Source organism: Priestia sp. BR_2 (assembly GCF_041954005.1).
In the GTDB taxonomy this organism is placed as follows: domain Bacteria; phylum Bacillota; class Bacilli; order Paenibacillales; family Paenibacillaceae; genus Paenibacillus_AQ; species Paenibacillus_AQ lautus_A.
This window is the reverse complement of record NZ_JAVFHM010000218.1, coordinates 184103-209107: the sequence shown is the minus strand read 5'-3', so window position 1 is coordinate 209107 and position 25005 is coordinate 184103. Positions and strand designations below refer to the sequence as shown.

The window sequence follows — 25005 nt, the reverse complement described above, 5'->3', positions numbered from 1 at the left end:
TGAAGGGAGGAAGTGGGCTTTTTTGCTTGGAATGCGGACAACAAATTTAAGGGGGAGCATCATGCAATTACTGCAGAACAAAGTGAAAGAGGAAGGCATTGTATTAAGCGGACAGGTACTGAAGGTGGATTCGTTCCTGAATCACCAGATGGATCCGGTATTGATGAAAGAGGTGGGAAAGGAATTTACGCGATTGTTCAAGGAAGCGAACGTGACTCGCATATTGACCATCGAATCCTCCGGCATCGCACCGGGCATCATGACCGCGCTTGAGATGGAAGTGCCTCTCATCTTTGCACGGAAGCAGAAATCGCTGACGCTCCGTGAGGATATATTCGTGGAGAAGGTGTACTCCTTCACGAAGCAGGAGACCAACGAAATTACGGTCGCTAAGAAATTCATCAAGCCGGGCGATAAAGTACTGATCGTGGATGACTTCCTTGCCAACGGCGAGGCGGCATTCGGGCTTGCCCGAATCGTCGAGCAGGCGGGTGCCGAAGTGGTGGGCATCGGGATCGTCATTGAAAAGGCGTTTCAACCGGGAGGACGCCTGCTGGCCGAAGCGGGCTACCGGGTAGAATCGCTCGTACGGATTGCATCACTTGACGACGGCGTTGTGACATTCGCATAGAACGAAAGCTAACAAATTAACGGGGGGAATCAAAAAGCCATGGAACAACAGAAACAAGCGGTGCAAGAACCGATTTTCGATAAAAATCGGAGTCCGGGCAAAACCTTTTCGCTGGGTTTGCAGCATGTATTGGCAATGTACGCAGGGGCAATCATCGTACCGCTTATCGTTGGCGGGCAGCTCGGTTTAACGACGGAGCAGCTGACGTATCTCATCGCCATCGACCTGCTGGCATGCGGGGTCGCTACTTTGCTGCAGGTATTCGGGAACAAGTACTTCGGTATCGGCCTTCCGGTCATGCTCGGCTGCGCGTTCCAGGCCGTAGGTCCGATGATCATTATCGGACAGCAGCATGGCATGTCGGCTATTTATGGAGCGATTATCGCTTCCGGTTTATTTGTCATTCTGTTCTCAGGTTTATTCGGTAAGCTGATTAAGGTATTCCCGCCTGTCGTTACAGGCTCTGTTGTTACGATTATCGGTCTGACGCTGATCCCCGTAGCCTTGAACGACCTTGGGGGCGGCCAAGGCAGCGAGGATTTTGGCAGCGCACTGAACATTTCCCTTGGCTTCGGCGTTCTTGCCTTCATTATTATCATGAACCGTTTTGCCAAAGGCTTCTTGCGTTCGATCTCCGTTCTTTTGGGTCTCATTCTTGGCACCCTGGTTGCCGCGTTATACGGCGGGGTCGATCTCACCCCATTGCGCGAAGCTGGCTGGTTCCGCGCGCCGCAGCCTTTCTTTTTTGGCACGCCGGAGTTTAAAATCGTTCCGATCATGACGATGATTCTGGTAGCGATCGTCAGCGTTGCCGAATCGACGGGCGTATTTATGGCCCTTGGCAAAATCGTGGATCGCGATATCACCTCCAAGGACTTGTCCCGAGGTTACCGTGCGGAGGGTCTTGCGATTGTGGTAGGCGGTATTTTCAACTCGTTCCCGTATACCACGTACTCCCAAAACGTTGGCTTGATTCAGATGAGCCGCGTGAAGACGCGCGACGTCATCGTAGTGGCAGGCGGTTTGCTTGTATTGATCGGATTCGTGCCGAAGATTGCCGCCATGACGCAGCTTGTGCCGACGTCGGTTCTGGGCGGGGCGATGGTTGCCCTGTTCGGCATGGTGGTGTCTTCCGGCATTCGGATGTTAGGGGATCAAGTAGACCTTAACCGTCATGAGAATCTGTTCATTATCGCGTGTTCCGTCGGCATGGGTCTTGGCGTCACAACCGTGCCGGGCCTGTTCGCCAGCCTGCCCGACAACCTGCGCATTCTTGCCGATAACGGCATCGTGGCCGGCAGCTTGACCGCGATTGTGCTGAATCTGATCTTTAACGGCTTGAAATATACGAAGCCGACCCGCACTGAGCGAGGCGAGACGACAGAAGGGCACGCAGCTTAAGATGATCTTCGAAAGCAGCCGGATCCGTTCCGGCTGCTTTTTTGATCCTGATCGGTCTAGGGCTAAAGCCCAAAAAAACGGCTTCCTCCCAATCATGGGAGGAAGCCGTTTTTGCATGACCTAGCTTAGATGCGCTGCATTTGTTTCTCCGCGAAATTGCCGATCCATGGCAGCTTGAACCATTTTCCTTGAATGGCGTTAAACATAAGCACCAGCCACATCAGCACGCCGACCAGCGCCAGGAGGGCGGAGGCCAGAAGGCCGATGATGGGCACCGCGCTCGACAGCAGGTGGGCGACGGCCAGAAGGCCGAAGGCCAGCAAGGACTGCAGCGCATGGAATATGACATATCGGCTTCTCTTTTCTAATGAAAGAAACAGAATTCCTCCGACCATCGGAAGAAGATAGCACAGCGTCGCGGCCAGATTCTCGGGAAGTCCTGTGGACGATTTGAAAGGGGACATCTCATCAACTCCTTGTCTTAGACCGGTTCTGGGGTAGGGCAAGCTATATACCTTACCTTATGAGCCGATGGGACAAAGTATGATGGATATATCCCGGACTTATTTCATTTTCAATTGGAGCAGGTATTTCACGAGCGCATCCTGCTGCTCCTGCGTGAACCCGCTGCTTTCGTCGACCCAATACTCATGTCCCTGACCGGTGACGTGGGTGTCCCTGAGTCTCGAATCCTTGCGGTTCGCCTCAACGACCCGCAGTCTCAGCTTGCGGTCGATCAGGGCTTTCAGGCTGTTGTAGGGATCCGGGTGAATGCCCTTCATAAGCGTTGCCGGCACTCCGGCTTGCGACAGCTCCGGCCCGACCGCGACGCCCCCGTCGTGCAAATACGGTGCCGACCAGCGGAGGCCGATCAATCCTTTGACCTTATAACCACCGCCCGATTTATGGCCGAAGCCCAGCTGAATCTGCTCCGGATCTATTCCATCTAGCGGGACTTTAGTCGCCTTGGCGTCCGGAGGAATCGGGACAGGCGTGTCGGGCGGGTAGAACTCCGCCTCGCCAAAAGCGTTCTGCGTAAAATGGAAGGCCTTCGCCCTTGCAGGCTCGGTGCCGATTTCTGCCGCACGCAGAATGCGGTTGTTGGTAAAATAGTCGCCTGCGTGGCAAGTGATGCACTGCGCTTTTTTGAAAACTTCCGCCCCGAGGCTGAGGGTCTTGGCATCGGAGGTTTCAGCCTTATCGGTTTCAGGCGGACGGACGGTATTCTGATAAGCGGACATGGCATTAACCTGCTCCCCGGCCTTAAAACCCGGCGAGCTGATATACAGCCCGTTCGGCGCTATGGCCGAAACCTTGGGGAAGTTCGGAATCTTGATGACCTCATTAACGCCGGGGGTTCCGGGATTCGGGTCCAGGCGGTCGAAGAATTCGGTCGGCTTCAGCCCGCTGCTTGGATCATAGCGAAACTTGCGATGGGCCGCATTTTGCAGGATGGTGCCCACATAAATCTCTTTGTCGATCCCCATTAGCGGCTCGCTGACCTCGGTTTGGCTCAAGGTATCCGTATTTTGGGCGTGAACATTGTTGCTGAAGGTGCTGAGTCCTTTGAAGGGACCCGCGATGGCGAAGCCGCTCCAGCTGTACGGATGGTCGCCCTTTGTAAACATATCGGGAATTTGGGTCACGTCGCTGACCTTATCGACGGTGGTATCGAAATTGCCGGGCGCCCATTTGATCAGATTGTCGTCAACGGCTTTTTCCAGCAGGGCGGGATCCGGGAGGGCTTCGGCTTGCCCTTTGGAATTTATCACGGTACGTTGCCCGTTCTTGACATAATCCACGAGGTTCGCAACGTCCGTGTGGGTGAAATACGCTGCGCTATTCGGGGCCAACGCCAGCATTAAACCGAGGTTCAGATCGGAATTGGGCGCGCCCTCCACGACCCTTCCCGTATCACGGTTCACGGTGGCATGGCAGGCCATGCAGCTAACGCCGATTCGGGTTTTGCCTTCGGCATATTTGAACGTTACGCCAATGGGGGAATAAGCTCCTTTGGCTACGTCAAAGCCGGTATCGATTTTATCCCCCTTGCGGAAGGTTTTGCCGCCGATGGTCACATCCTGATCAAGCTCGACGCGCAAATTGGTGGTTCCCCGTCCTTTCAGCTCGGCAAGGGCTTTAGCAACGTTTTTGAGCTTCATCGGACCGTCGACGATTCCCAAAATATCGGTCAAGAACACCTCATTGCCAAAGGATTCCTCATACATCGTGCGGCGCCCCAGGGCAAGCAGCTCTTTGTTTACCTCAACTGCGCCATTGGCCGCTGTCAAACGGGGGTGCTGATCCTGCAAAGCGGTTCCCGGGACCGTAAGCGTCTTGCCCCACAGGTCATACTGGCGAATGACATCGGTTTGCCGGACTTGGATTTGCGTGGAATTGGAATTTTCCAATTTATGCGCAGGCGGTACATAGGCATACTCCGGTTCCACGACATTAGCTATGAGCCATAAGGCTGCCGCGATGGCGATCGGGATCAGCCACAGCAGAAGCCGCTTCGATTTTCGCATATCAAATCACCCTTTTATTAGCAGGTCTGATGAATCATCTCTTCGCTGCCGTATGCAAGGGCTTTAATCTACTTCCACGTCATGGCGGAGCGGAGATTCGGCATTCACCTGTTTATCCGGACCTTTTTCTTTCGGAACCAGACGCTCGTCTGTTCTGCCTTGATGGTGGTTGTCGAAGTCATACTCCGCCAGCCGCCACTCCGTGGAGCCCATCTGCGGATCGAACGGGAATTCCTCTCCTCGCTTCAGGTATTCCTCCCGTCCCCATTCATTCGTGTACGTTCCGTCCACGTCAACCCCTTCTCTCGAAATCGGGTGAAGATTCTTGTCTTTACCGGACATGTCGCATGCTCCTCTCAGCTTGATTTTAAGAAATGATTCATATGGCATAAAGTAACCAGAAAGAGGGGGGACTATCCGCCGAAATTTGCATGTTAGCCAGTGAATGGGCTTGGAAAAGGCACAAACGCTTCTTGCGAAGAAAGAACGAGGTTTGCGATTTGCCAGCTATTCGGCGGAAGCCGCTGCGGATTTCAGGGCCTCGAGGATATGGCGTTCCAGCAGTACCCGCGGGTTCTTCCAGCGGCTGACCTTACTGTCTGCCGTAAATACGACGACTGCATCCAACTGGGGAAAAAGGTAGATTTGCTGTCCTCCATGGCCGTGGGCGAGCGCATAAACCGATCCGTTCTGAATGCCGGTCCACCATTGGAACCCGTAATCGCCGAAAGCCGGATAGCCTTTCACCTTCGGAGTGAGCGCCTGCTTAAGCCAGGTTTCAGGAATGACGGGCTTGCCTTGCCACTGTCCCCCGTCCAGGCAGCATTGACCGAATTTGGCCATGTCGCGGGAGGTAAGATACAGGCCGATATGACCCATGCTGTGTCCCTCGGGGCTCGGGGACCAGGCGGCATGGCGAATGCCGAGCGGCTCGAATAGATATTTCCGGGCATAGGTGTAGGCGTCCATTCCCGTGGCCTCGCTAATCGCAACGGAGAGCAGGTGGGAATCGGTGCTCCGGTATTGGAATCGGCCCATTTCCTGTTCGACGACAGGGAGGGATAGGGCGAAGCTCGTCCATTTCCGGTTGCGGTGGAAACGGTGGATGAGCGGTTCCCCGAGCTTTTTACCGGTTTGCCACGCAAAGCCCGAGGTCATCGTCAGCAGATGATGAAGGGACACGTTGCGCAATAACGGATGAGCCCGCTGGGGAACGTATCGCTGAAAGATATCGGTCACGGAGGCTTTCAGTTCAGGCAGCTCGCCGCGTGAGAGGGCGATGCCGCAAAGCGCAGACGTAAAGCTCTTGGTGGCCGACCTTAAATCATTCAGCGAGGATATGCCGTGGCCGCCGTAGTAGCGTTCGTAGATAAGTTTGCCGGCATGAAGGAGGAGAAAGCTCCGCATTTTCGGATATTGCTTCTGTATGATCAGGTCTACCCGATCGAGCGCGTCGCGCCGAAGGCCTGCGTCTTCAGGCTCCGCAACGGGAATAGGCGGGCTTGAGGCAACGGGGGAATGCAGGATAGTCTGTGACTTCACAATGATATAACGGCCTCCTTGTATCTCATCTTCTCAAATCTTTGATTCCGGTGACGGCATTCGCCGCTTGCAGCCGGCAGGATCGCTTAAAAGTATCTTAACCAATTCTGTGCGCAACCGATGACGCGGCGAGAAAACATAGTACAGAAAAACAATTTTTGGGAAAGATGAAACAAACAGAGGAATATGATATAATATATTAATGATTCAGTTGCATGCTGTTAGGGTATGTATAGTGTCAGGTGCATTGGTAAGTTGCTGAATATCAACCTAATGGTCACCGTAAGAACTGCAATATGGCTTCAACTTAATGAGGTAGATCTTTTCGGCATTCTCTTTAAACGGAGTAATTTATTCCACACGTTTTGGGAGGGATCCATCATGGCAACGAAAGGTCACAATGAGGTTAAGGAAAGTCTGCGGGAAATGACACGAATTTTCCGGCCTAAAGATCCGAAAAAATTTGTAAAGGAGTATGTCCGGAAGTACCATATTATGGGGGGCTACGAAGAAGAGCTTACTCTTGTTGTTGAGCATGAACTTGGCAAGCTGAATTCCTCCGTTTCGTAACCTGTAACAGCACTTGGTCTATAGAAATATCACAGACACGCATCGCATCTTCACCTTGTTAACGACTAATGACATGAACCATTTTAGAGCCTATGGTTAAACCGTTTTTGGGACAAATGTCCCGAAAGCGGTTTTTTTGCGTTTAGCCATTTTTCAATCATGGTGTCTTCGTGTTACGCGGAAAGTCTGCTTCTCGGGGCATTTTGCATCGGTCCCTACATATATTGTTAGCAATCGATCCGATAAGGATATAAGGGAGTGGGCAGATGTGAGGATACAGCTTAGACGGAAGGAAGAGATCGGACATATCCGCGAGGCCGGGCGCATATTGGCCGCCTGTCACCGTGAAATAGCGAAAGTCATCAAACCGGGGATCACGACCGGCGAGATCGATGCCAGGGTCGAGAAGTTTCTGGAGAAGAACGGGGCCTTCCCCGAGCAAAAAGGATACAAAGGTTTTCCTTACGCGACTTGCGCATCGGTCAACGAGGTGGTGTGCCATGGATTTCCGGACCAGCGGCCGCTGCAATCCGGGGATGTCGTCACCATTGATATGGTAGTCAACAAGAACGGCTGGCTGGCCGACTCGGGCTGGACTTATGCGGTGGATCAGGTTTCCCCGGAAGTAAGGCAGCTGATGAAGCATACGCACGAAGCTCTGTTTAAAGGGATCGAGGCCGCGCGGCACGGCGCAACCTTGGGTGACGTCGGCCATGCGATCGAAAGGGTTGCCGAGAGGGAAGGCTACGGGATCGTCAAACCGCTTGTCGGTCATGGCATCGGCCGCGCCATCCACGAGCCGCCCGATGTGCCGAACTATGGAAATCCCGGAAGGGGCCTCAAACTCAAAGCAGGCATGGTCATTACCATCGAACCGGTATTTACCCTGGGCCGTTCAGGGGCGGTGTTCTGGGGGGATGACGGCTGGACCATCTCCAGCGCGGATGGATCGGTGGGCGTCCAGTATGAGCATACGATTGCCATTACGCGTGGAGATGCTGTTATTCTGACGGATTAAGATGCCGAAAATATACCATAATAATAGGAGGCGTTCTTTGCAGGGCCGGTTGCGGCTTTCGAGGAACACCCCCTTCATCATGTTTGTTAGGGTCGAAAGGGGGGAGGGCTGCATACAGATTCAAAAAGGCGGAAATGACTGTATATATAGCTATGAAGGCTGTCGTTGACGGGATGTGAAGAATGTCGAATGAGGGGTCGCGGGGTGGAAGGTGCGCTTTGAAAGCGATTGCAAAATCAGTAACGGCGCGACTTTGACGACTTTTCGAACAATTTGTGAACTCCCTGTGAATGATTGACAAAAGCAACCCATGAACTTATATTTAATAAGTGATTGCTTTAATTGACAGGATTACTTCATCCGTGATTGTGCAGGTAGATTACCGCTGTTTGCGCCGGATGGTAGTCTACGAAAATCGGAAAAGTGGGGTAGATCAATGATGAAACGGTGGCAGGCTGTAAAGCGTCTTCTTCCTTTGATGGCCATGTTTGCTTTGGTGTTATCCGGCTGCGGCCGAGAGGATTTGTCGGTCTTAAGACCACAAGGTCCGGTAGCACAAGGTCAACTGGATTTAATTAAGCTCTCCATTTCGATTATGATCGTCGTAATGGTTGTGGTATTTGGAATTGCCGCATACGTGCTTGTTAAATTCCGTAGAAAAAAGGGACAAGATGAAATTCCTGAGCAAGTGGAAGGTAACCATAAGCTTGAGATCATTTGGACGGCGATTCCGCTGCTCTTGGTGCTCGTGCTTGCAGTTCCTACTATTCAAAAGGTATTTGCTTACGGAGAGAACGACTGGAACAATCCAGATGCAGTTAAGGTGGAAGTTACTTCTCACCAGTTCTGGTGGGAGTTCAATTATCCAGACTACGGCGTAAGAACGGCTCAAGAGCTGGTTGTTCCCGTAGGCAAGAAAATTGCATTCCAATTAAAAACGAATGATGTGCTTCACTCCTTCTGGGTACCATCGCTCGGCGGCAAGATGGATACAAACACGGAAGGCAGCGTTAACTACATGACTCTGGTTGCTGACAAAGCGGATACATACATTGGTAAATGCGCGGAGTTGTGCGGTCCTTCCCACGGTTTCATGGAATTCCGGGTGAAAGCGGTTGACGATGCGGCATTTGACAAATGGGTGGCGGCATTCAAAGAGCCAGCCGTGCTTCCTGCGGATGCGGCACTCGCCGAGAAATTCAAGACCAACTGTCTTTCCTGCCACGCTGTGGGCGACCAAGGCGGAGCGATGGGTCCTAACCTGACCGGCATTGGATCCCGTGAGACGATTGCGAGTATCTTGCTGAACGACATAAGCGGCAAACCAGGCACTAAGCCGACGAAAGACAACCTGGTGGAATGGCTGATGGAGCCTCAGGCTGTAAAACCTGGCAACACGATGCCTAATCCGAAGGATCTCGGCTTCAGTGACGAAGAAATCGAGCAGATTGCCGATTACTTGGCCAATTATAAGTTGGATTATTAATACAGCAAGAACTTTAAAAGGGGGTACAAACCTTGGCTCACGCTCATGCTTCTAGCCATAGCGTCAAACGCTACACGGGGATCATGGATTGGCTGACAACCGTCGACCACAAGAAAATCGGTATATTATACCTGATCGCGGGTGGTTTCTTCTTCGGGATAGGCGGTATCGAAGCGATTCTGATTCGCTTGCAGCTGATCAAGCCGATGAACGATCTGGTATCGGCTCAAGTATTTAACGAATTGATTACAATGCACGGAACGACGATGATCTTCCTTGGCGTAATGCCAGTTATCTTCGCCTTGATGAACGCGGTCATCCCGCTTCAGATCGGCGCGCGCGACGTCGCGTTTCCGTTTCTGAACTCGCTCGGATTTTGGACGTTCTTGTTCGGTGGACTTTTGCTTAACCTGAGCTGGATTATGGGCGGCGCGCCTGATGCGGGCTGGACGTCCTATACGCCGCTCTCCACCAACGACTATTCGTCCACGCACGGCGTAGACTTTTACACGATAGGACTTCAGATTGCAGGTCTCGGTACGTTGATCGGTGGTATCAACTTCCTGGCTACCATCATTACGATGCGTGCGCCTGGCATGTCCTTCATGAGAATGCCGATGTTTACATGGACGGCGTTCATCACTTCGGCCATGATTCTGTTCGCATTCCCTGCCATTACGGTAGGTCTCGTATTGCTCAGCTTTGACCGTTTGCTCGGTGCCAATTTCTTTGATGTTGCGGCAGGCGGAAGCCCTGTATTGTGGCAGCATATTTTCTGGATTTTCGGTCACCCTGAAGTTTACATTCTGATTTTGCCGGCGTTCGGTATTATCTCAGAAGTTATCCCTACATTCTCCCGTAAACGTTTGTTCGGATACAGCTCCATGGTATTTGCAACCATCCTGATCGCCTTCTTGGGCTTCATGGTTTGGGCTCACCATATGTTTACGACAGGTCTTGGACCTGTAGCGAATGCGCTCTTCTCCATCGCAACGATGCTGATCGCCGTTCCTACCGGTATCAAAATCTTTAACTGGCTCTTCACGATGTGGGGCGGCCAAATCCGCTTCACCAGCGCAAACCTGTTTGCGATCGGTTTCGTACCGACCTTCGTAATGGGTGGGGTTACCGGCGTCATGCTGGCTTCTGCTCCTGCAGACTTCCAGTTCCATGACACGTACTTCGTTGTAGCTCACTTCCACTACGTTATCGTTGGTGGTCTGGTATTCGGTCTGTTTGCCGGCCTTCACTACTGGTGGCCAAAAATGTTCGGCCGTATGCTGAACGAAACGTTGGGCAAATGGACGTTCTGGTTGTTTGCCATCGGCTTCCACATGACATTCTTCGTACAGCATTTCCTTGGATTGCTAGGTATGCAGCGGCGGATTGTCTCGTACTTGCCGAACCAGAATTTCGACGAACTTAACTTCATCAGTACCATCGGTGCAATCTTGATGGGGATCGGCGTATTGCTCTTCTTGGCTAACATTGCCGTCACTACAAGAAAACCGGTTGGCGTAGCAGCGGATCCATGGGAAGATGGTCGCACGCTCGAGTGGAGCATTCCTTCTCCACCGCCAGAGTACAACTTTAAGCAAATTCCGCTCGTTCGCGGCATTGACGCTTACTGGAAAGAAAAGATGGCAGGCAATAAAGAGATGACACCATCCGAGCCGGTTGGTCCGATCCATATGCCTTCGCCAAGCATCCTTCCGTTTGTGATGTCACTGGGTCTGTTTATCGCGGGTCTTGGTTTCATGTTTAGCACGGAAGACTTCTCGAATTCGTTCATGAGCTTAATCTTCAATAAATATATCGTTCTGATTGTTGGTCTTCTGATTACGTTCGCGGCAATGATCGCTCGTTCCCTGTACGATGATCATGGATATCACATCGAAGTTGAAGAACTGGAAGGGGAGGGTAAAGCATGAGTCACGCTGAACATGTAAACGGCGAACTTCCTCACGAGCCCGAGAAGGCAACACTCGAAGGCCGTAATAAGGTTCTTGGTTTCTGGCTCTTCCTCGGTGGAGAGGCCGTGCTCTTCGGTACGTTGTTTGCAACGTTCCTGGCGCTTCGCGGCCAGAACAACGAAGGTCCAACTGCTGCTGAGCTGTTCTCACTGCCGATCACGGCAGCAGCAACGCTGATATTGCTTGTCAGTTCCTTGACCAGCGTGTTCGCCATTCAGGCGCTGCACCGTCATAATATCGAGAAGCTGAAGCTGTGGCTGATCGTGACCGTTGTCCTGGGTCTTGGATTCCTTGGCCTTGAGATTTATGAATTCTATGAATATGTTGTGCATGAATCGTTTAACATGAAGACGAGTGCATTCTCGTCTGCATTCTATACGCTGGTTGGCTTCCACGGCGCCCACGTTGCTTTCGGGGTCGTGTGGATCAGCCTGTTGATTGCTCAGCTGTACAGAAAAGGGTTAACCGTGGTTACAGCACCTAAGGTTTATGTGTCTGCTATGTACTGGCACTTTATCGACGTTGTATGGGTGTTCATCTTCTCGGTCGTATACCTTCTTGGAAAGGTGGGCTAAGGAATGACTGCGAATCAACAATCCAATGAGGGGCCTACTGTGAAACACCGCCATCGTGTGGAAGGTCCTGAGAAACACATTGTCGTCTTTATTTTCTCCATCGTCTTGACTGCGATTGCTTTTGCGGCTGTCGCAGCCGGAGGCATCAACACAGCATTTACGATCATCCTTTTGCTGGTTATGGCTGTGTTGCAGGTGTTCGTGCAAATGGGTTACTGGATGCACTTGAAGGACAAAGGGCATCTGATGCCAATCCTGTTCATGATTGGCGGCTTCTTCGTAGCTAGTACCTGTATTGTCATGGCACTGTTCTGGGTTTGGTGGTAAAATGAAAAAGAGGTGGGCTACTTCAGCCCCCTCTTTTTTTAAGTCGTAGGAAGGTGTCACAATTTCGACAGAATTTAACCCGTTTAGGGGAGGTTTTTGCATGCTGGGCTTAGAATATTTTAGTTTTGCAGATAAATGGAGTCCCTTGTTCCTGGCATTTATGCTGCTCGTTACGGCAGGCTACTTCCTGTTGACCGGGCCGCTAAGCAGTCGATTTGAAGGGAGTGCTCCGGTTTCCGCAGGAAGGAAAACACTGTTTGTAGGCGGTATGCTAACGTTCTATCTCGCACAAGGTGGACCTATTGAACTGCTCGGGCATACAATGTTCTCGTTTCATATGGTCAGTATGGCCATGTCCTATCTAATGGCAGTGCCGCTCTTGATTCTGGGTATTCCTGTTTGGATGTGGCGCGCCTTCGACAAGGTCAATCCGTTTAAGAAGCTCGGTTTCCTTGCGCGTCCGATTGTTGCCGCGGTTCTGTTTAACGGCTTGTTTTCGTTTTATCACATCCCGGTCATCCATGACTTTGTCATGTTAAACTTCTGGGTGCACCGTCTGTATTACTTGATCCTGTTTATCGCCTCGCTGCTGATGTGGTGGGCCATCATTAAACCGATTCCGGAGAAGGACAAGTCGTCAGGGCTTATGAAGATGGGGTACATCTTTCTGAACATGGTCTTGCTGACACCGGCATGCGGGCTCATTATTTTCTCAAGCGAACCGATGTACGCAACTTATAGCGATCCAGTGGTATGGGCGAAGGCGATGGGCTATTGCGTTGCCGGCGATACCTCCGCGTTGCTCAGCCAGTTCGGCGGGCCGGAGTTCTTCGGCTACCTGGAGCCCGCGATTGACCAGCGAGTGGGCGGGATCATCATGAAGTTTTTCCAGGAAATCATTTTTGCCTCGATGCTGGCCTATGTGTTCTTTCACTGGTACAAACGAGAAAATCAGGAAGACGATCCTTTGCCTGGCGAGATTCCTCCAGGTAAACTCAATCAGGCGTAACAGGATTATTGAAGGGGGATCCATATGGATTGGTTTTTTATATTTCCCACGGTCAGTACAACGTTCATCGTCATCAGCGCCGTGCTGGTGGCGATTGGCTGGGGACTTATCATTAAAGGGAAACGCGAGGCCCACAAGAAAGTGATGATCTGGGCGGCCATCGCAGCTGTCATCTTCTTTATCATCTATTCCTCGCGGACCGTATTCATCGGCAACACGTCATGGGGCGGACCTGATGACCTGAAGCCGTATTACCAGGTATTCCTGATCTTCCACATTGTACTGGCTACCGTAGCCGCTGTGTTCGGGATCACGACGCTGGTCCTCGGCTTCAAGGAGAAGTTCTCCAAACACCGCAAGTGGGGCAAGGTTACGTCGATCATCTGGTTCTTTACGGCCATCACCGGCGTTGCCGTGTATACCTTGTTGTACCTGTTGTACCCGGGCGGGCATACCCAGCCTGTATGGAAAGTCATATTTGGAATGTAATTGGAGGAGAACACCCGTCAGAGAAATCTGGCGGGTGTTTTTTGTTTTGGGCAGGGCGGTTCATTATTCAAGAGCAATTTGAAGGCGGGGGGTGGGGGAGTGTATCCGTTCCGGTCGCTGTTGAAACCAGGAAACGTAGGATGAGATGAAGTGGTTGTTTCCCGGTTTCAAAGGCGAACGCCAGGTCTCCTCCACGGCTGCACTCCCCTTGAGCAGGGAAGCTGTTGATTGAGCCGCAGCAGGGAAGTGAACACCCGATGGTTATCTCAGCCGGTGTGTATTGTGTGGGCAGAGGAGGGGAGTGTATCCGTTCCTGTCGCTGTTGAAACCAGGAAACTTAGGATGAGATGAAAAGGTGGTTTCCCGGTTTCAAAGGCGAACGCCAGGTCTCCTCCACGGCTGCACTCCCCTGGTGCAGGGATGCTGTTGAGTGAGCCGCCAGCACAGGGATGGTGACACCCGGCAGAAAACCTCTGACGGCTGTTTAGAGAGTGTGAGGGCGGGGATGGTGGAGTGTATCCGTTCCGGTCGCTGTTGAAACCAGGAAACTTAGGATGAGATAAAAAGGGGAGTTTCCCGGTTTCAAAGGCGAACGCCAGGTCTCCTCCACGGCTGCACTCCCCTGGTGCAGGGAAGTCCTTGAATTAATCGCCGGCACAGGGATGGTGACACCCGACAGAAAACCTCTGACAGCTGTTTAGAGAGTGTGAGGGCAGAAGAGGGGGAGTGTATCCGTTCCGGTCGCTGTTGAAACCAGGAAACTTAGGATGAGATGAAAAGGGGAGTTTCCCGGTTTCAAAGGCGAACGCCAGGTCTCCTCCACGGCTACACTCCCCTGGTGCAGGGATGTCCTTGAGAGAGCCGCAGCAGGGAAGGGAACACCCGATGGTTATCACAGCCGGGTGTATTGTGAGGGAATTGGAGGGGAGTGTATCCATTCCGGTCGCTGTTGATACCAGGAAACTAGGATGAGATGAAAGGGGAGTTTCCCAGTTTCAAAGGCGAACGCCAGGTCTCCTCCACGGCTGCACTCCCTTGAGCAGGGAAGCTGTTGATTGAGCCGCAGCAGGGAAGTGAACACCCGATGGTTATCTCAGCCGGTGTGTATTGTGTGGGCAGAGGAGGGGGAGTGTATCCATTCCGGTCGCTGTTGAAATCAGGATAATCATAAAATTTTACAAATTCTATTGACACTGTTTATATGCACACTATATACTGTGTATAAAGATATACACAGTGAGCACAGTAATCACACTAAGCACAGTGAGATCAGACTGCGATAATAAAACGAAATGAATACATGAAGGAATGAAAGGGTGAGACGCATTGCAACAGGTTATCCATAATGCGATGAAGATCGTAAAGAAAGACTTCGCAAGCGATAAGCTCCAAATCATATGGAACATACTGTTCATGCTGTACATGGGGTTCGCCACGAGCGTCGTCATAAACGTTCAGTTCGAGCATCTAGACGAATACAATAACCCGTTTGTCGATTTTATCATGGTGCTTTTTGCTCCTTTTGTAGGATTTTTATTTAACCGGAAGTCCTTCAAATATTTGAACGAGGATTCATACACCCGAATGCTGTACTTCTACCGGAGCATACCGGTGCCGGCTTCCGCAATTTTTGTTAGTCGGATCATTAATTCCCTGATCGCTTTTGCCATCAACAGCATCGTGTTTTACGGAATCATCTATGCTATCGGGAATCACCTTAGAGGCGTGATGGATATTCCAAGCTATATCGCCTTTATGCTGACATGGGTCGGGGTTGGATTTTTATTAACGGGACCTTATATCTACTGGGAAAATATGTGCAGCGGCAAGGTGTATCTAAGGAATACCGTTCTTATGAGTCTGCTCCTTTCGGGATTGATCGCTGTACTGAGCCTGCTGGGTTACAGCATATTCGAATTCGCAGCGAACGCCGCCATGAAATGGAGCCTGTTATCTCCGGTGATGTGGGGCTCGCTGATTGCGGGATTGGCGTCCATGCTGCTTATGAGCAAGTTAACCTACACGCGGCAGCAGACCAGGGATTTATCATGAAGGACCTAAAGATGAATCCGTACGGTATGCAATGGCACGGGCTTATGCACAAAAGAAAAGCGAGGTGGTAAAAGGTGCGACTTCTGATACAGATCAATGAAAATAGCGCAGAGCCTTTATATCACCAGATTGAAACACAGCTGCGCTCGCTCATTATTAGCGGTCAAATCGAGGAGGGAACGTTATTGCCATCCATTAGGGAATTTGCCGGAGATCTGAAGTGTAGCGTCATTACGGTGCGCAGGGTGTATCAGGATCTTGAGAATGAAGGATTGCTGCGAACGAGGCAAGGCACGGGAACCTTTGTTGCCGGCGTCGGCGACCAAGCCCGAGAACAATATAAACGCGATGCGGTCATTGAGGCATTAAGGGATGCCGTAGATAAAGGGCTTGCCGTTCAATTCAATGAAGATGAGATGAAAGAGATGTTCATGGAAGTTGTCCGGGAAAAATATGACGCCAAAGGAGGTCGCTAACATTCCATGGAACCGCATGTTATTGAGTTTCGTAATGTCATTAAACGGCGAAGAACGAAAACCATCGGCCCGATCCAATTATCGATTCCCCAAGGATATATCGTTGCCCTGGTGGGACCTAACGGCTCGGGAAAAAGCACGCTGCTGAACATGATGATGCAGACCGTGTTTCCGGACGAAGGCGAAATCACCTGGTTCGGCGAGTCTTACCGGGGAGAGCTTCCGGTCTCGATCCGTAAACAGATGGGCTTCGTTCCTGAACAGCTAAGCATAGAAGAACAGCATATGACGGTGGATGAAGCGGCCAGCTTCCGCGCATCCTGGTATGACGATTGGGACGGTTATTTTTTCGATGAGCTTTTATCCCGGTTCGATGTCCCGCGGGGCGTCAAACTGCGCAAGATGTCCAAGGGGGAACGCCGCAAGTTCGAGATCGCCGCTGCGCTGGCGCCAAGGCCCAAGTTCCTGCTGCTGGATGAACCTTCCTCGGGCCTGGATCCATTCGCTTGGAAGCTGATGATCGATCAGCTGCACAAAGTGATGAAGTCCATGGATACGACCATCGTGCTCTCCACCCATGTGGTGGATGAAATCCGGCGTCTGGCGGACTATGTCATTCTCATCCATCACGGGAAGATGCTCGGCATGGTGGAGAAGGATTCGCTGCTGGACAACTGGAGGGAATGCTGGATTCAGGGAGATGCCTCCATTGTAAAGGAGCTGCCGGGTATTCTGAGCTTCAAGCAAGAGACAGCGAGCACGATATCTTTTATAACGACGGAATGCTTGGAAGTGGAGAAGATCCTGCAGTCTGCAGGCATCCCGTTTATTCAGACCCGCTCCTTGGAGCTGGATGAAGTGCTTCGATTATGGATTGACGGAAACATGCCTGCCAATGTGCAGAACTAGGATAGAGAGGGGTTTTTAGGAGATGCAACGATTGCAATTAGACAATGTAGTTAAGATTTATGCAGACAAAACGGCAGTAAACCGGATTTCGCTTCAGGTTGAGGAAGGTGAAATCTACGGGCTGCTCGGGGCGAACGGCGCCGGCAAAACAACCACCATGCGGATGGTGCTTGGACTGATCTACCCGGATGACGGAACGATCCTGTACAACGGAAAGCCGTACAACAAGGAACTGCGTCACATTATGGGTTACTTGCCGGAAGAGCGCGGGTTATACCCGAAAGTGAAGGTCAGCGAGCAAATTTCCTACTTGGCTCAGCTGCGGGGCATGTCCGCGAAAGACGCGGATAAGAGTTTGAAATACTGGCTGGAACGGTTTGAAGTTCCCGACTATTACGACAAGAAGATCGAAGAGCTGTCCAAGGGTAATCAGCAAAAAATGGGCTTTATCGCAGCGGTTGTCCATGACCCGCAGATTCTCATTCTCGACGAAGCCTTCAGCGGACTGGATCCGGTTAACGTCGAACTTCTGAAATCAACGGTAAAAGAACTCCGAGACAAAGGAACGAGCATTCTGTTCTCCACTCACCGGATGGAACACGTTGAGGAACTGTGCAAAAACATTACGATTCTCCATCGCTCCAATACGGTGGTAAAAGGGAATTTGAAGGATATCAAATCCAAGTATCCTCGTGAAGAGGTGGTGCTCGGTACGTCCGGTGAAGTTCGGGGTCTTGAAGCCCTGCCTGGCGTAACGGCGGTGGAGCGGACAGAGGACGGTTACTCCATCCGAATCAGTCAGGTTGATGCAGCGCAGAACATTTTGAATACGGCCATGTCGCAAAGCACGATCCATCGGTTTGAAGTGAAGGAACCGACACTCAATCAAATCTTCATAAAGGCGGTAGGTGAATCCAATGAATAATATGTGGACCGTTATCCGATTTACGTTCATGAATAAAGTAAGAACGAAGTCGTTTCTCGTTTCTACCTTGATATTTGCACTCATTATTACGATCGGGATCAATCTTCCTTTTCTGATCCAAATGTTTACGGGGGATAAGGCTGGATCCGACGAGACCACCCGCATCGGGCTGGTATATGGACAAGAACAAACGCTTGCCGAACAATTGGAGACCACTTGGAGCAGCTTACCCGCCAATTCCTACGAATTCGTCAAATACGAAACGGCAGATGAAGCTGCCCTGAATCAAGACATTAAAGACGGCGTAATCGAAGGCTATTTGAAATTTGAAGCACAAGATGGCAATACGTTCCCAACCGTGGTCTACAGCTCCGAAGACGAGGCCATGAGCCCGGAACTGCAATCCAATCTGCAAGCAGCGCTGCAGGTGGCGAAGACGCGCAGCATCGTAGAAGGACTCAATTTGTCCGATGCCCAGATCAATGAACTGAATATGCCGGTTCAGATTGACGCACGCAGCATAAGCACGAATCCGTCTGGCAATGCAGACGGGGCTTCGGATGAGAAGGAAGGGGCTTCCGAAGTTATTAACTACATTGTGGTGTACGCTCTGATTATTCTGTTCTTCTTCACCTTGATGGGTACGGGGAACATGATCGCCTCCGAAGTGACGACAGAGAAGAGCTCCCGTATTATGGAGATCTTGATTACAAGCGTATCTCCGCTGAGCCAAATGTTTGGCAAGGTCATCGGCATGTTCCTGTTGGGTCTGTCGCAGATCGCCGCATTCGGCATCGTGGCCGCCGTGAACCTGATGCTTCCGCACAACCTGGATACATTGAAGGACATGAATCTCGACCTGAGCGCGATTGACCCGATGCTGCTGGTGTTCGGTTTAATCTTCTACATCCTTGGCTATTTCTTGTATGCGATGCTTTATGCGGCCATTGGTTCGATCGTCAGCCGTACCGAGGATTTAGGGCAGGCGGTCATGCCGATTACGATGCTGTCGCTGGTGGCGTTCTATATCGCGATTTTTAGCCTGAGCGCTCCAAACTCGATGCTGATGAAGGTGTCCTCGTACATTCCGTTCATCTCGCCGACCACGATTCTGGTACGGATCGGACTAGGCGACATTACCGTATGGGAGATTCTTCTCTCGCTGGCGATCCTGATCGCGGCCATTCTCGTCTTCGGCTGGCTGGCTGCGAAAATCTATCGCACCGGTGTCCTGATGTACGGTAAACGCCCTACGTTCAAAGAGCTCAGAAAAGCAATGAAGGCTTATAAGATGTAAAGCAGTGGAAGTAGTATTAGGGCTGCCGGAACAAAAAGTAGAGTTAAAGGGGGGCGCCATACCGACATCGGTATGGCGGACATAACCCCATAAAATAAGTAGAGTACAGCACGGTTATTCTTTGCCGCATAAGACCACACCAACATAAAGGAGCTTACATACATGAAAAATTGGAAACGCATGCTCTTGTCTCTCACGATTTCGGCGGGATTGCTCGCCACGTCAGTGCCTGCCATGGCAGCGCCGCAGCAGCCGGCTGTGAAAGTGAATAACCAAGTTGTCGAATATTCGCTTGGCACACCGGTTATAGAAAAAGGCACGACGCTTGTTCCGCTTAGAAGCACGCTCCGGGCTTTGGACGTGAAGCTGACGGGAGCTGCAGATGACACCATTACTGCGGTGGTGGACGGTAAGACCATTACCCTGAAAGGCAAACTGAAACGAATCAATGGCGTAACCTATGCACCCATTCGGGTTGTCGGGGACGCAGCCGGCTATGAGGTCAAATGGAATGCAGCAACCCGTACCGTTCTGCTGGTTTCCAAGGCGACGGAAACCGCACAGACCGGCGGCCGCGGGTTTATGTGGGAAGTAGAGAGCAATGGGAATACTGTGTATCTGGTGGGCTCCATGCATATCGCGGATGACAGCTTCTACCCGCTGCGTCCGGAATTTGAGGAAGCCTTCGCCGAAGCAGATTATCTCGGCGTCGAGGTTGATGTCAGCAAAGCCGCTGACGAAGCGCAGCAGCAGCTGATCATGGATATGGGCATGTATAAGGATGGAACAGCGCTCAAGGATCATGTGTCCGGCGAGACGTACGCCAAGCTAGGCAAAATCCTGACGGAGAGCGGCATGAAGCCGAATGCCTTGGATGCATTCAAGCCATGGGTAGTGGAAACCACGATCAGCAGCTTGAAAGCGGTGAAGGCTGGCTACGAAGCCGCTGCTGGAATCGATCTGTATTTCGTCCAGAAAGCGATCGAGCGCAAAATTCCGGTAATCGAGCTAGAATCCTATGAATTGCAGCTCGGCATGTTTAATGGCTTCTCCAAAGAGCTGCAAGAAAAGAATCTCAACATCGCCTTGGATAATTTCGACGTGCTGGATGACGGTGTGGAGCAATTGGCTGAAATGTGGAAGACGGGTAATGATGAGGCGCTGCTGGAGTTCACCAACAGCATGGCCGTTGATGAGGAATACAACAAAGCGATGCTGATTGACCGAAACATCGGCATGGCCGAGAAAATCGACGGATACCTGAAGAACGGCAAAAAAGAAGAGTACTTCATCGTGGTTGGCGCAGCCCACTATCTGGGTGAGCATGGCATCGTGAAGCTGCTTGAGGATAAAGGCTATACCGTCGTTCGTAAATAGATAAAAGCCATCGCTTGCGAATTATGACTCGATTCTAACATTCAAAAAGCGAAAACCTTCCAATGATCGAATGACGATCATTGGAAGGTTTTTTGTTGTTTCCGTATTTTATTATTAAATAACTAGAAGCTGTTCGAACAGCCCTTACAGCAGCAATATGGCAGCGCCGATCATTGGGGTAAGGACCATGCAGGTTTTCAGCCAGACAACGGGTACGCGCTTCGTAAATTTTGCTCCGACGTACGAGCCGGACATCGTCCCGACCACAACGGCGGCGAGCAGTTGAACATCCAGGTATCCGATCGAGAAGTATCCGGCGCCTCCGGCCAGCGCAATCGGCATGATGACCAGCATGGTCGTGCCGGCGGCAAAGCGCATCGACATGCCGAGGACAAGCATGAGCCCGATCTGGATGAACGGGGTGGAGCCGATTCCGAACAAACCCGATAAGGCACCGGTGATCAGTCCGATGAGCAGCGCCTGCAGCCAGTATCGGAAACCCTGGACAACCGGTGGAGCCGAGACCTCGGAAGCCTTGGACCGCCGGGAGACGTACATCATCCTGAACCATAAGGCCAGTCCGGAGGCGAAGAGCATCCCGGATGTCATAAAGCCCAGTTGATCCTCGGGAATCAGCGAGGACCAGCCTGAGCTGACCCACGCCCCCGCCGCACCGGCTAAGCCGACGACGGCACCCGTTCTCAGCACCATATTCCCTTCCCGATAATGGCTGACCGAACCGGAAAGCGACGAGAAGAACATCGCCGCCAGTGCGGTACCCAGCGCGGTATGGATGGGATAACCGAATACAACCGTCAGGATGGAGATGATAAAACCCGATCCGCCTGCGCCCACGAAACCGAGGAGTAGTCCGAGCAGCACCATAACGAGGGCGATCTGGATCAACAACATCAGGCCATCCTCCAAACCTGATGGGGCACGCCGATTCCGGCGGGAACCGGCAGGTCCTCTCGAACGCAGCTGTTTTGGTCCAGTACCATGGTAGGGTGCCCGCTCCCATAGACGGGCCAAGCCGGCAACGCACGAATATTCGGCTCTCCGCTTTGTACGAATGCGACCCATGCTTCCCGCATGGCGCGTGCCAGCGCATAGCTCTCGGCGGCTACGGAATAGGGATCCTCATTGGAGTGCCATTCAGCGGGCATCACATTTCGGTTGAATGCTGCGCCGATGAGACTGCCTTCATACCCGTGTATCGCGCCGAGCGAGCCGCCGCATTGGAGCCGATACATCCATACAGGAGTTCCTGACGATGCCACGGCTTCTGCAAACTGCATCGCTCCGATCGTATAGAGATGTTCGGTCAATGCTTTGCTCCACGCTTCACCCGAAGCCATCGATTGCTCATAACAAGCATAAGCATTCCACGCCACAGCGGCATTCTCTCCGAAGAAACGTTCGAGCGTCTCGAAAGCCGGGCACTGAAGCGCCGGATCGTTATGGATAAAAATAGCCGCTTCATTCTCATTCGTGCCGATCAGCAGCGGCGGGAGGCCGGCGTTCCCGGCCAGACTCGCCAGTGGATCCAACGGAATGACATGGCCGTCGGCAACCGGGCCGAACATATGCAGGCTGCGCGAGGTGTCGGAGCCGATCGCCGACTGCGCTTCGATGATTCTCTCGGCAGGAAGTTCAAGCAGCTGATGCGCCTGTGCTTGCGGTAACCCCAGCTCTTCAAGCAGCCTAAGAGTCGTGACATTGGCGGTTTGGCAATCCCGTATCGACTGCGTTGCGCCGCTTTGGGCAATGGCCCGGTGAAATAAGCCCTGTGCCGCTTCCATCACGTAAAGGGTGGCGGTACATTTGGCCCCGGCAGAATTGCCGATGACGGTTACCCGCGACGGGTCGCCGCCAAAAGCGGCAATATTCAACCGAACCCACCGGAGGGCAGCCGCGATATCAAGCATGCCATGGTTTCCGGAGGTTTCATACCCGTTGCCGAGCAGGTCTCCCAAATACAAAAAACCTAACGCGCCCAGCCGATAATTGATCGATACGTAGACGATCCCATCCTCTGCTGCGTAACGGGATCCATCGCACTCCGCTCCGTTCCCCGACACGAACCCGCCGCCATGGATATAAACCATGACCGGTTTTAATTTCTCACTGACGCCCGTTGTCCACACATTTAAGTTTAGGCAATCCTCGGACTGTGCAAGTCCGGGCACGTTCAGGTTCGGCTGATGCTGCTGGGGGGCGATCGGCCCGAATTGCTTGCACGGCCTTACGCCCGTCCAAGCGAGCGGAGGGGCCGGAGGCTTGAATCTGCGATTGCCTACAGGTGCGGCAGCATAGGGGATGCCCCGGAATACATGCACGCCGTTTAAATCGGCGCCTTCCACTGTGCCTGATAATGTTTGCACGATCAAGTTGACCGTCTCCTATCCTTACAAGATGAGATTATTATATCTTGTTTCTATGATGAGCCCTAATATATATTAGATTATATAAATGATAACTGATGAGTTATGTATCAAAGAAAGTTGGAATGAGATGGAACTGTTGCAATTAAAATATTTTCAGACTGCTGCCCGAATGCAGCACATGACGAAAGCAGCCCATAGCCTTCATATATCGCAGCCGGCATTAAGCAAAATGATCGCATCGCTAGAAACCGAGCTGGGAACCAAGCTGTTCGAGCGGGAACGCAAATCCATACGTCTGAACGAGCATGGCAAGCTGTTTCTCCATCAAGTGGATATTGCGCTGCAGGCGCTGGAGGACGGAAGGCTGCAGCTGCAGGATGCCAGCGGCAGCACCTCCGCCGCCATCACGCTCGATGTGCGAGTCTCCTCGCATTTGCTGCCGGATCTATTGGCCGATTTTCGCAAAGAATGCCCGAATGCCGAGTTCCAATTGCAGCAGCACGTTTTGTCATCCGTAGGGATGCCGAGCTTCGATTTATGCCTGTCCGATGGCGCAGAGCCGCCGAAGGGAACGACCTCGGTGTGCTTGCTCGAAGAGGAGATCGTGGTTGCGGTACCCGCCGACCATCCGCTTGCGGATCGAGATCGGGTCAGCTTGCGGGAGCTTAAGGAAGAGAGCTTCATTACGCTGCCTCCGGGCAAATCGCTGCGCGAAACGACCGATGCGTTCTGCCGTCTTGCCGGCTTTACCCCCCGCATCCGATTCGAGAGCGACGACCCCGCCACCGTCCGCGGTCTCATTCGAGCGGGTCAGGGCGTCGCCTTCCTGCCGGTCGTGACATGGGGCGGATCAACCGGGCCCGATGTCGTCCAGCTGAGGCTCGAAGAAAGCTGGTGCAAGCGCTCGATTTCCTTGTCTTGGCCCAAGGACCGATACCTTATGCAGACGGCGGTGCTGTTCCGGGATTTCGCCATTCGGTACTTTGCTCGGCTGGCCGAATCGCACCGGCAGAACATGGCTCGGGGAGAGCTCTAGCCGGTACCGACCTGACCGCCTCCGGCGTGAGATTTTAGTGAATTCGAAAGCGAAAAGGAGCGTCACAAGTGGAAACCAAACAGCCTCCCAGGCTAACTAATGAGGATTACCAATTGCAGCCTCGCGCGCCTGTTCAAGTATTTCACGGCATTCATCCGGGGACGATTCCGCTGCATTGGCATGAATTTTACGAGCTGAGTTATGTAGTTGGGGGAGAAGGGGAGCATAGGCTCAACGGCTCCGCGTATCCGCTGTCTTCCGGAACCCTCTTCCTGCTGACGCCGGCCGACTTCCATGAACTGGTGTCCGTGGAAGACAAGCCTCTTGAAATATACAATGTCATTTTTACCGAGGCCATGATGGAGGATAACCTGTATCACTGGTTGTTCGGAGGCAAGCTGGTGCTGCATGCACAGCTCGAGGAGATGCAGCACCGGCAGATATTCGCCGATTATGAACGGATGAGGGTAGAAACCGGAGCTTGGCGCGAAGGCAGCGAGATCGCGATTCGGGCTACGCTTCAGCGGCTGTTGGTGGATCTGCATCGGGGCAGTACCGCAAACCGCGCTTTGCCCACGAACGGGCCCGGGAATCGGCAGCTCAACGTAAACCTGCAAAGGGCCTTGATCTACATTCACCACCACTTCCGGGAAGATTTGAGATTGGAAGATGCCGCCGCACAGGCCCAATACTCGGCAACGTATTTCAGCGAGTGTTTCTCGAAGTCCGTGGGACAGTCCTTTCAGCGTTACCTGCAAAATGTCAGAATGCAATTTGCCGAATCGCTGCTTCGGGCTTCCTCGCTGCCCGTCACCGAAATTTGTTACGCCTCCGGCTTCAATACGTTAGGGCATTTTGAGAGGGTGTTTCGTCAGCGAAAAGGGATGTCCCCCAGGCAGTACCGCCATCATGCAGGGATAGCCGAAGATATGCAGTATTTTTCCTAACGAATGCGCAGTATGGTGTCACCGTCCGGGATATAATGGCCTCAGTTCGT

At 52.2% G+C, this 25005-nt stretch carries 24 protein-coding genes; 18 read left to right on the top strand and 6 right to left on the bottom strand.

Going from position 1 to position 25005, the window contains the following annotated elements:
• Positions 1 to 61 precede the first annotated feature (61 nt).
• On the top strand, positions 62 to 631 hold the full coding sequence (locus tag RB298_RS16545; RefSeq protein WP_486047605.1) for a xanthine phosphoribosyltransferase: 570 nt from the start codon (positions 62 to 64) through the stop codon (positions 629 to 631).
• Between the two features lie 39 nt (positions 632 to 670).
• On the top strand, positions 671 to 2032 hold the full coding sequence (locus RB298_RS16540; protein WP_009593442.1) for a nucleobase:cation symporter-2 family protein: 1362 nt from the start codon (positions 671 to 673) through the stop codon (positions 2030 to 2032).
• Between the two features lie 125 nt (positions 2033 to 2157).
• Here RB298_RS16540 and RB298_RS16535 read toward each other — a convergent pair whose 3' ends face one another.
• The 4 genes from RB298_RS16535 to RB298_RS16520 all read right to left on the bottom strand — a co-directional run bounded on the left by RB298_RS16535 (position 2158) and on the right by RB298_RS16520 (position 6105).
• Complete coding sequence (locus tag RB298_RS16535; protein ID WP_009593435.1) at positions 2158 to 2496, bottom strand: DUF4870 domain-containing protein; 339 nt, start codon at positions 2494 to 2496, stop codon at positions 2158 to 2160.
• 99 nt (positions 2497 to 2595) lie between these two features.
• Positions 2596 to 4560, bottom strand: coding sequence for an electron transport protein (locus RB298_RS16530; protein ID WP_096777093.1), 1965 nt, complete (start codon positions 4558 to 4560; stop codon positions 2596 to 2598).
• Between the two features lie 63 nt (positions 4561 to 4623).
• On the bottom strand, positions 4624 to 4902 hold the full coding sequence (locus RB298_RS16525; RefSeq protein WP_009590511.1) for a hypothetical protein: 279 nt from the start codon (positions 4900 to 4902) through the stop codon (positions 4624 to 4626).
• A 165-nt stretch (positions 4903 to 5067) separates the two neighbouring features.
• Positions 5068 to 6105, bottom strand: coding sequence for a serine hydrolase domain-containing protein (locus RB298_RS16520; RefSeq protein WP_486047658.1), 1038 nt, complete (start codon positions 6103 to 6105; stop codon positions 5068 to 5070).
• Positions 6106 to 6483: 378 nt separating this feature from the next.
• On the opposite strand from RB298_RS16520, the gene RB298_RS16515 reads away from it, so the two are divergent.
• The 14 genes from RB298_RS16515 (at position 6484) to RB298_RS16450 (ending at position 20585) form a co-directional block, all read left to right on the top strand.
• Complete coding sequence (locus RB298_RS16515; RefSeq protein WP_006208082.1) at positions 6484 to 6672, top strand: hypothetical protein; 189 nt, start codon at positions 6484 to 6486, stop codon at positions 6670 to 6672.
• A gap of 268 nt (positions 6673 to 6940) precedes the next feature.
• A complete protein-coding gene (gene map / locus RB298_RS16510) occupies positions 6941 to 7690 on the top strand; it encodes a type I methionyl aminopeptidase (protein WP_192569797.1) in 750 nt (249 codons plus the stop codon).
• A gap of 436 nt (positions 7691 to 8126) precedes the next feature.
• The gene (gene coxB / locus RB298_RS16505; protein ID WP_009590534.1) at positions 8127 to 9176 is read left to right on the top strand and encodes a cytochrome c oxidase subunit II; all 1050 of its coding nucleotides are present in this window, start codon (positions 8127 to 8129) and stop codon (positions 9174 to 9176) included.
• An 83-nt stretch (positions 9177 to 9259) separates the two neighbouring features.
• Positions 9260 to 11107 carry a cytochrome c oxidase subunit I gene (gene ctaD, locus RB298_RS16500; RefSeq protein WP_374705894.1) on the top strand — a complete coding sequence of 616 codons (1848 nt, stop codon included), beginning with the start codon at positions 9260 to 9262 and terminating at the stop codon, positions 11105 to 11107.
• Positions 11104 to 11724, top strand: coding sequence for a cytochrome (ubi)quinol oxidase subunit III (locus RB298_RS16495; protein ID WP_009590523.1), 621 nt, complete (start codon positions 11104 to 11106; stop codon positions 11722 to 11724). Before ctaD ends, RB298_RS16495 begins: the two co-directional genes overlap by 4 nt.
• Before the next feature lie 3 nt (positions 11725 to 11727).
• A complete protein-coding gene (locus RB298_RS16490; RefSeq protein WP_012818913.1) occupies positions 11728 to 12051 on the top strand; it encodes a cytochrome C oxidase subunit IV family protein in 324 nt (107 codons plus the stop codon).
• A 100-nt stretch (positions 12052 to 12151) separates the two neighbouring features.
• Complete coding sequence (ctaG, locus tag RB298_RS16485) at positions 12152 to 13060, top strand: cytochrome c oxidase assembly factor CtaG (protein ID WP_012818914.1); 909 nt, start codon at positions 12152 to 12154, stop codon at positions 13058 to 13060.
• A gap of 24 nt (positions 13061 to 13084) precedes the next feature.
• On the top strand, positions 13085 to 13549 hold the full coding sequence (locus RB298_RS16480; RefSeq protein ID WP_096777089.1) for a DUF420 domain-containing protein: 465 nt from the start codon (positions 13085 to 13087) through the stop codon (positions 13547 to 13549).
• 1326 nt (positions 13550 to 14875) lie between these two features.
• Complete coding sequence (locus RB298_RS16475; protein WP_096777087.1) at positions 14876 to 15601, top strand: hypothetical protein; 726 nt, start codon at positions 14876 to 14878, stop codon at positions 15599 to 15601.
• 74 nt (positions 15602 to 15675) lie between these two features.
• A complete protein-coding gene (locus tag RB298_RS16470; RefSeq protein WP_036664513.1) occupies positions 15676 to 16077 on the top strand; it encodes a GntR family transcriptional regulator in 402 nt (133 codons plus the stop codon).
• A 6-nt stretch (positions 16078 to 16083) separates the two neighbouring features.
• On the top strand, positions 16084 to 16986 hold the full coding sequence (locus RB298_RS16465; RefSeq protein ID WP_012818918.1) for an ABC transporter ATP-binding protein: 903 nt from the start codon (positions 16084 to 16086) through the stop codon (positions 16984 to 16986).
• A gap of 22 nt (positions 16987 to 17008) precedes the next feature.
• Positions 17009 to 17911: an ABC transporter ATP-binding protein gene (locus RB298_RS16460; protein ID WP_041621923.1), complete on the top strand. Its 903-nt coding sequence runs from the start codon at positions 17009 to 17011 to the stop codon at positions 17909 to 17911.
• A complete protein-coding gene (locus tag RB298_RS16455) occupies positions 17904 to 19208 on the top strand; it encodes an ABC transporter permease (protein WP_096777086.1) in 1305 nt (434 codons plus the stop codon). Before RB298_RS16460 ends, RB298_RS16455 begins: the two co-directional genes overlap by 8 nt.
• Before the next feature lie 162 nt (positions 19209 to 19370).
• Entirely contained in the window at positions 19371 to 20585 is a 1215-nt protein-coding gene (locus RB298_RS16450; RefSeq protein WP_486047604.1) for a TraB/GumN family protein, read from the top strand.
• 144 nt (positions 20586 to 20729) lie between these two features.
• On the opposite strand, the gene RB298_RS16445 is transcribed toward RB298_RS16450, so the two are convergent.
• Together RB298_RS16445 and RB298_RS16440 are read right to left on the bottom strand one after the other, a co-directional pair.
• Complete coding sequence (locus RB298_RS16445; protein WP_012818922.1) at positions 20730 to 21497, bottom strand: sulfite exporter TauE/SafE family protein; 768 nt, start codon at positions 21495 to 21497, stop codon at positions 20730 to 20732.
• Positions 21497 to 22969, bottom strand: coding sequence for a carboxylesterase/lipase family protein (locus RB298_RS16440; RefSeq protein WP_486047656.1), 1473 nt, complete (start codon positions 22967 to 22969; stop codon positions 21497 to 21499). The genes RB298_RS16445 and RB298_RS16440 overlap by 1 nt, the downstream gene beginning before the upstream one ends.
• Before the next feature lie 130 nt (positions 22970 to 23099).
• Here RB298_RS16440 and RB298_RS16435 point away from each other — a divergent pair, with 130 nt between their 5' ends.
• Both RB298_RS16435 and RB298_RS16430 read left to right on the top strand, forming a co-directional pair.
• On the top strand, positions 23100 to 24008 hold the full coding sequence (locus tag RB298_RS16435; protein WP_486047603.1) for a LysR family transcriptional regulator: 909 nt from the start codon (positions 23100 to 23102) through the stop codon (positions 24006 to 24008).
• A 68-nt stretch (positions 24009 to 24076) separates the two neighbouring features.
• Positions 24077 to 24955 carry an AraC family transcriptional regulator gene (locus RB298_RS16430; protein ID WP_486047602.1) on the top strand — a complete coding sequence of 293 codons (879 nt, stop codon included), beginning with the start codon at positions 24077 to 24079 and terminating at the stop codon, positions 24953 to 24955.
• Positions 24956 to 25005 lie beyond the last annotated feature (50 nt).

Bases quoted from the DNA above. Each gene is read 5' to 3' on its own strand.
- RB298_RS16545 (WP_486047605.1), top strand. From the start codon at position 62: ATGCAATTACTGCAGAACAAAGTGAAAGAGGAAGGCATTGTATTAAGC.
- RB298_RS16540 (WP_009593442.1), top strand. From the start codon at position 671: ATGGAACAACAGAAACAAGCGGTGCAAGAACCGATTTTCGATAAAAAT.
- RB298_RS16535 (WP_009593435.1), bottom strand. From the start codon at position 2,496: ATGTCCCCTTTCAAATCGTCCACAGGACTTCCCGAGAATCTGGCCGCG.
- RB298_RS16530 (WP_096777093.1), bottom strand. From the start codon at position 4,560: ATGCGAAAATCGAAGCGGCTTCTGCTGTGGCTGATCCCGATCGCCATC.
- RB298_RS16525 (WP_009590511.1), bottom strand. From the start codon at position 4,902: ATGTCCGGTAAAGACAAGAATCTTCACCCGATTTCGAGAGAAGGGGTT.
- RB298_RS16515 (WP_006208082.1), top strand. From the start codon at position 6,484: ATGGCAACGAAAGGTCACAATGAGGTTAAGGAAAGTCTGCGGGAAATG.
- coxB (WP_009590534.1), top strand. From the start codon at position 8,127: ATGATGAAACGGTGGCAGGCTGTAAAGCGTCTTCTTCCTTTGATGGCC.
- ctaD (WP_374705894.1), top strand. From the start codon at position 9,260: ATGGATTGGCTGACAACCGTCGACCACAAGAAAATCGGTATATTATAC.
- RB298_RS16495 (WP_009590523.1), top strand. From the start codon at position 11,104: ATGAGTCACGCTGAACATGTAAACGGCGAACTTCCTCACGAGCCCGAG.
- RB298_RS16490 (WP_012818913.1), top strand. From the start codon at position 11,728: ATGACTGCGAATCAACAATCCAATGAGGGGCCTACTGTGAAACACCGC.
- ctaG (WP_012818914.1), top strand. From the start codon at position 12,152: ATGCTGGGCTTAGAATATTTTAGTTTTGCAGATAAATGGAGTCCCTTG.
- RB298_RS16480 (WP_096777089.1), top strand. From the start codon at position 13,085: ATGGATTGGTTTTTTATATTTCCCACGGTCAGTACAACGTTCATCGTC.
- RB298_RS16465 (WP_012818918.1), top strand. From the start codon at position 16,084: ATGGAACCGCATGTTATTGAGTTTCGTAATGTCATTAAACGGCGAAGA.
- RB298_RS16460 (WP_041621923.1), top strand. From the start codon at position 17,009: ATGCAACGATTGCAATTAGACAATGTAGTTAAGATTTATGCAGACAAA.
- RB298_RS16455 (WP_096777086.1), top strand. From the start codon at position 17,904: ATGAATAATATGTGGACCGTTATCCGATTTACGTTCATGAATAAAGTA.
- RB298_RS16450 (WP_486047604.1), top strand. From the start codon at position 19,371: ATGAAAAATTGGAAACGCATGCTCTTGTCTCTCACGATTTCGGCGGGA.
- RB298_RS16445 (WP_012818922.1), bottom strand. From the start codon at position 21,497: ATGTTGTTGATCCAGATCGCCCTCGTTATGGTGCTGCTCGGACTACTC.
- RB298_RS16435 (WP_486047603.1), top strand. From the start codon at position 23,100: ATGGAACTGTTGCAATTAAAATATTTTCAGACTGCTGCCCGAATGCAG.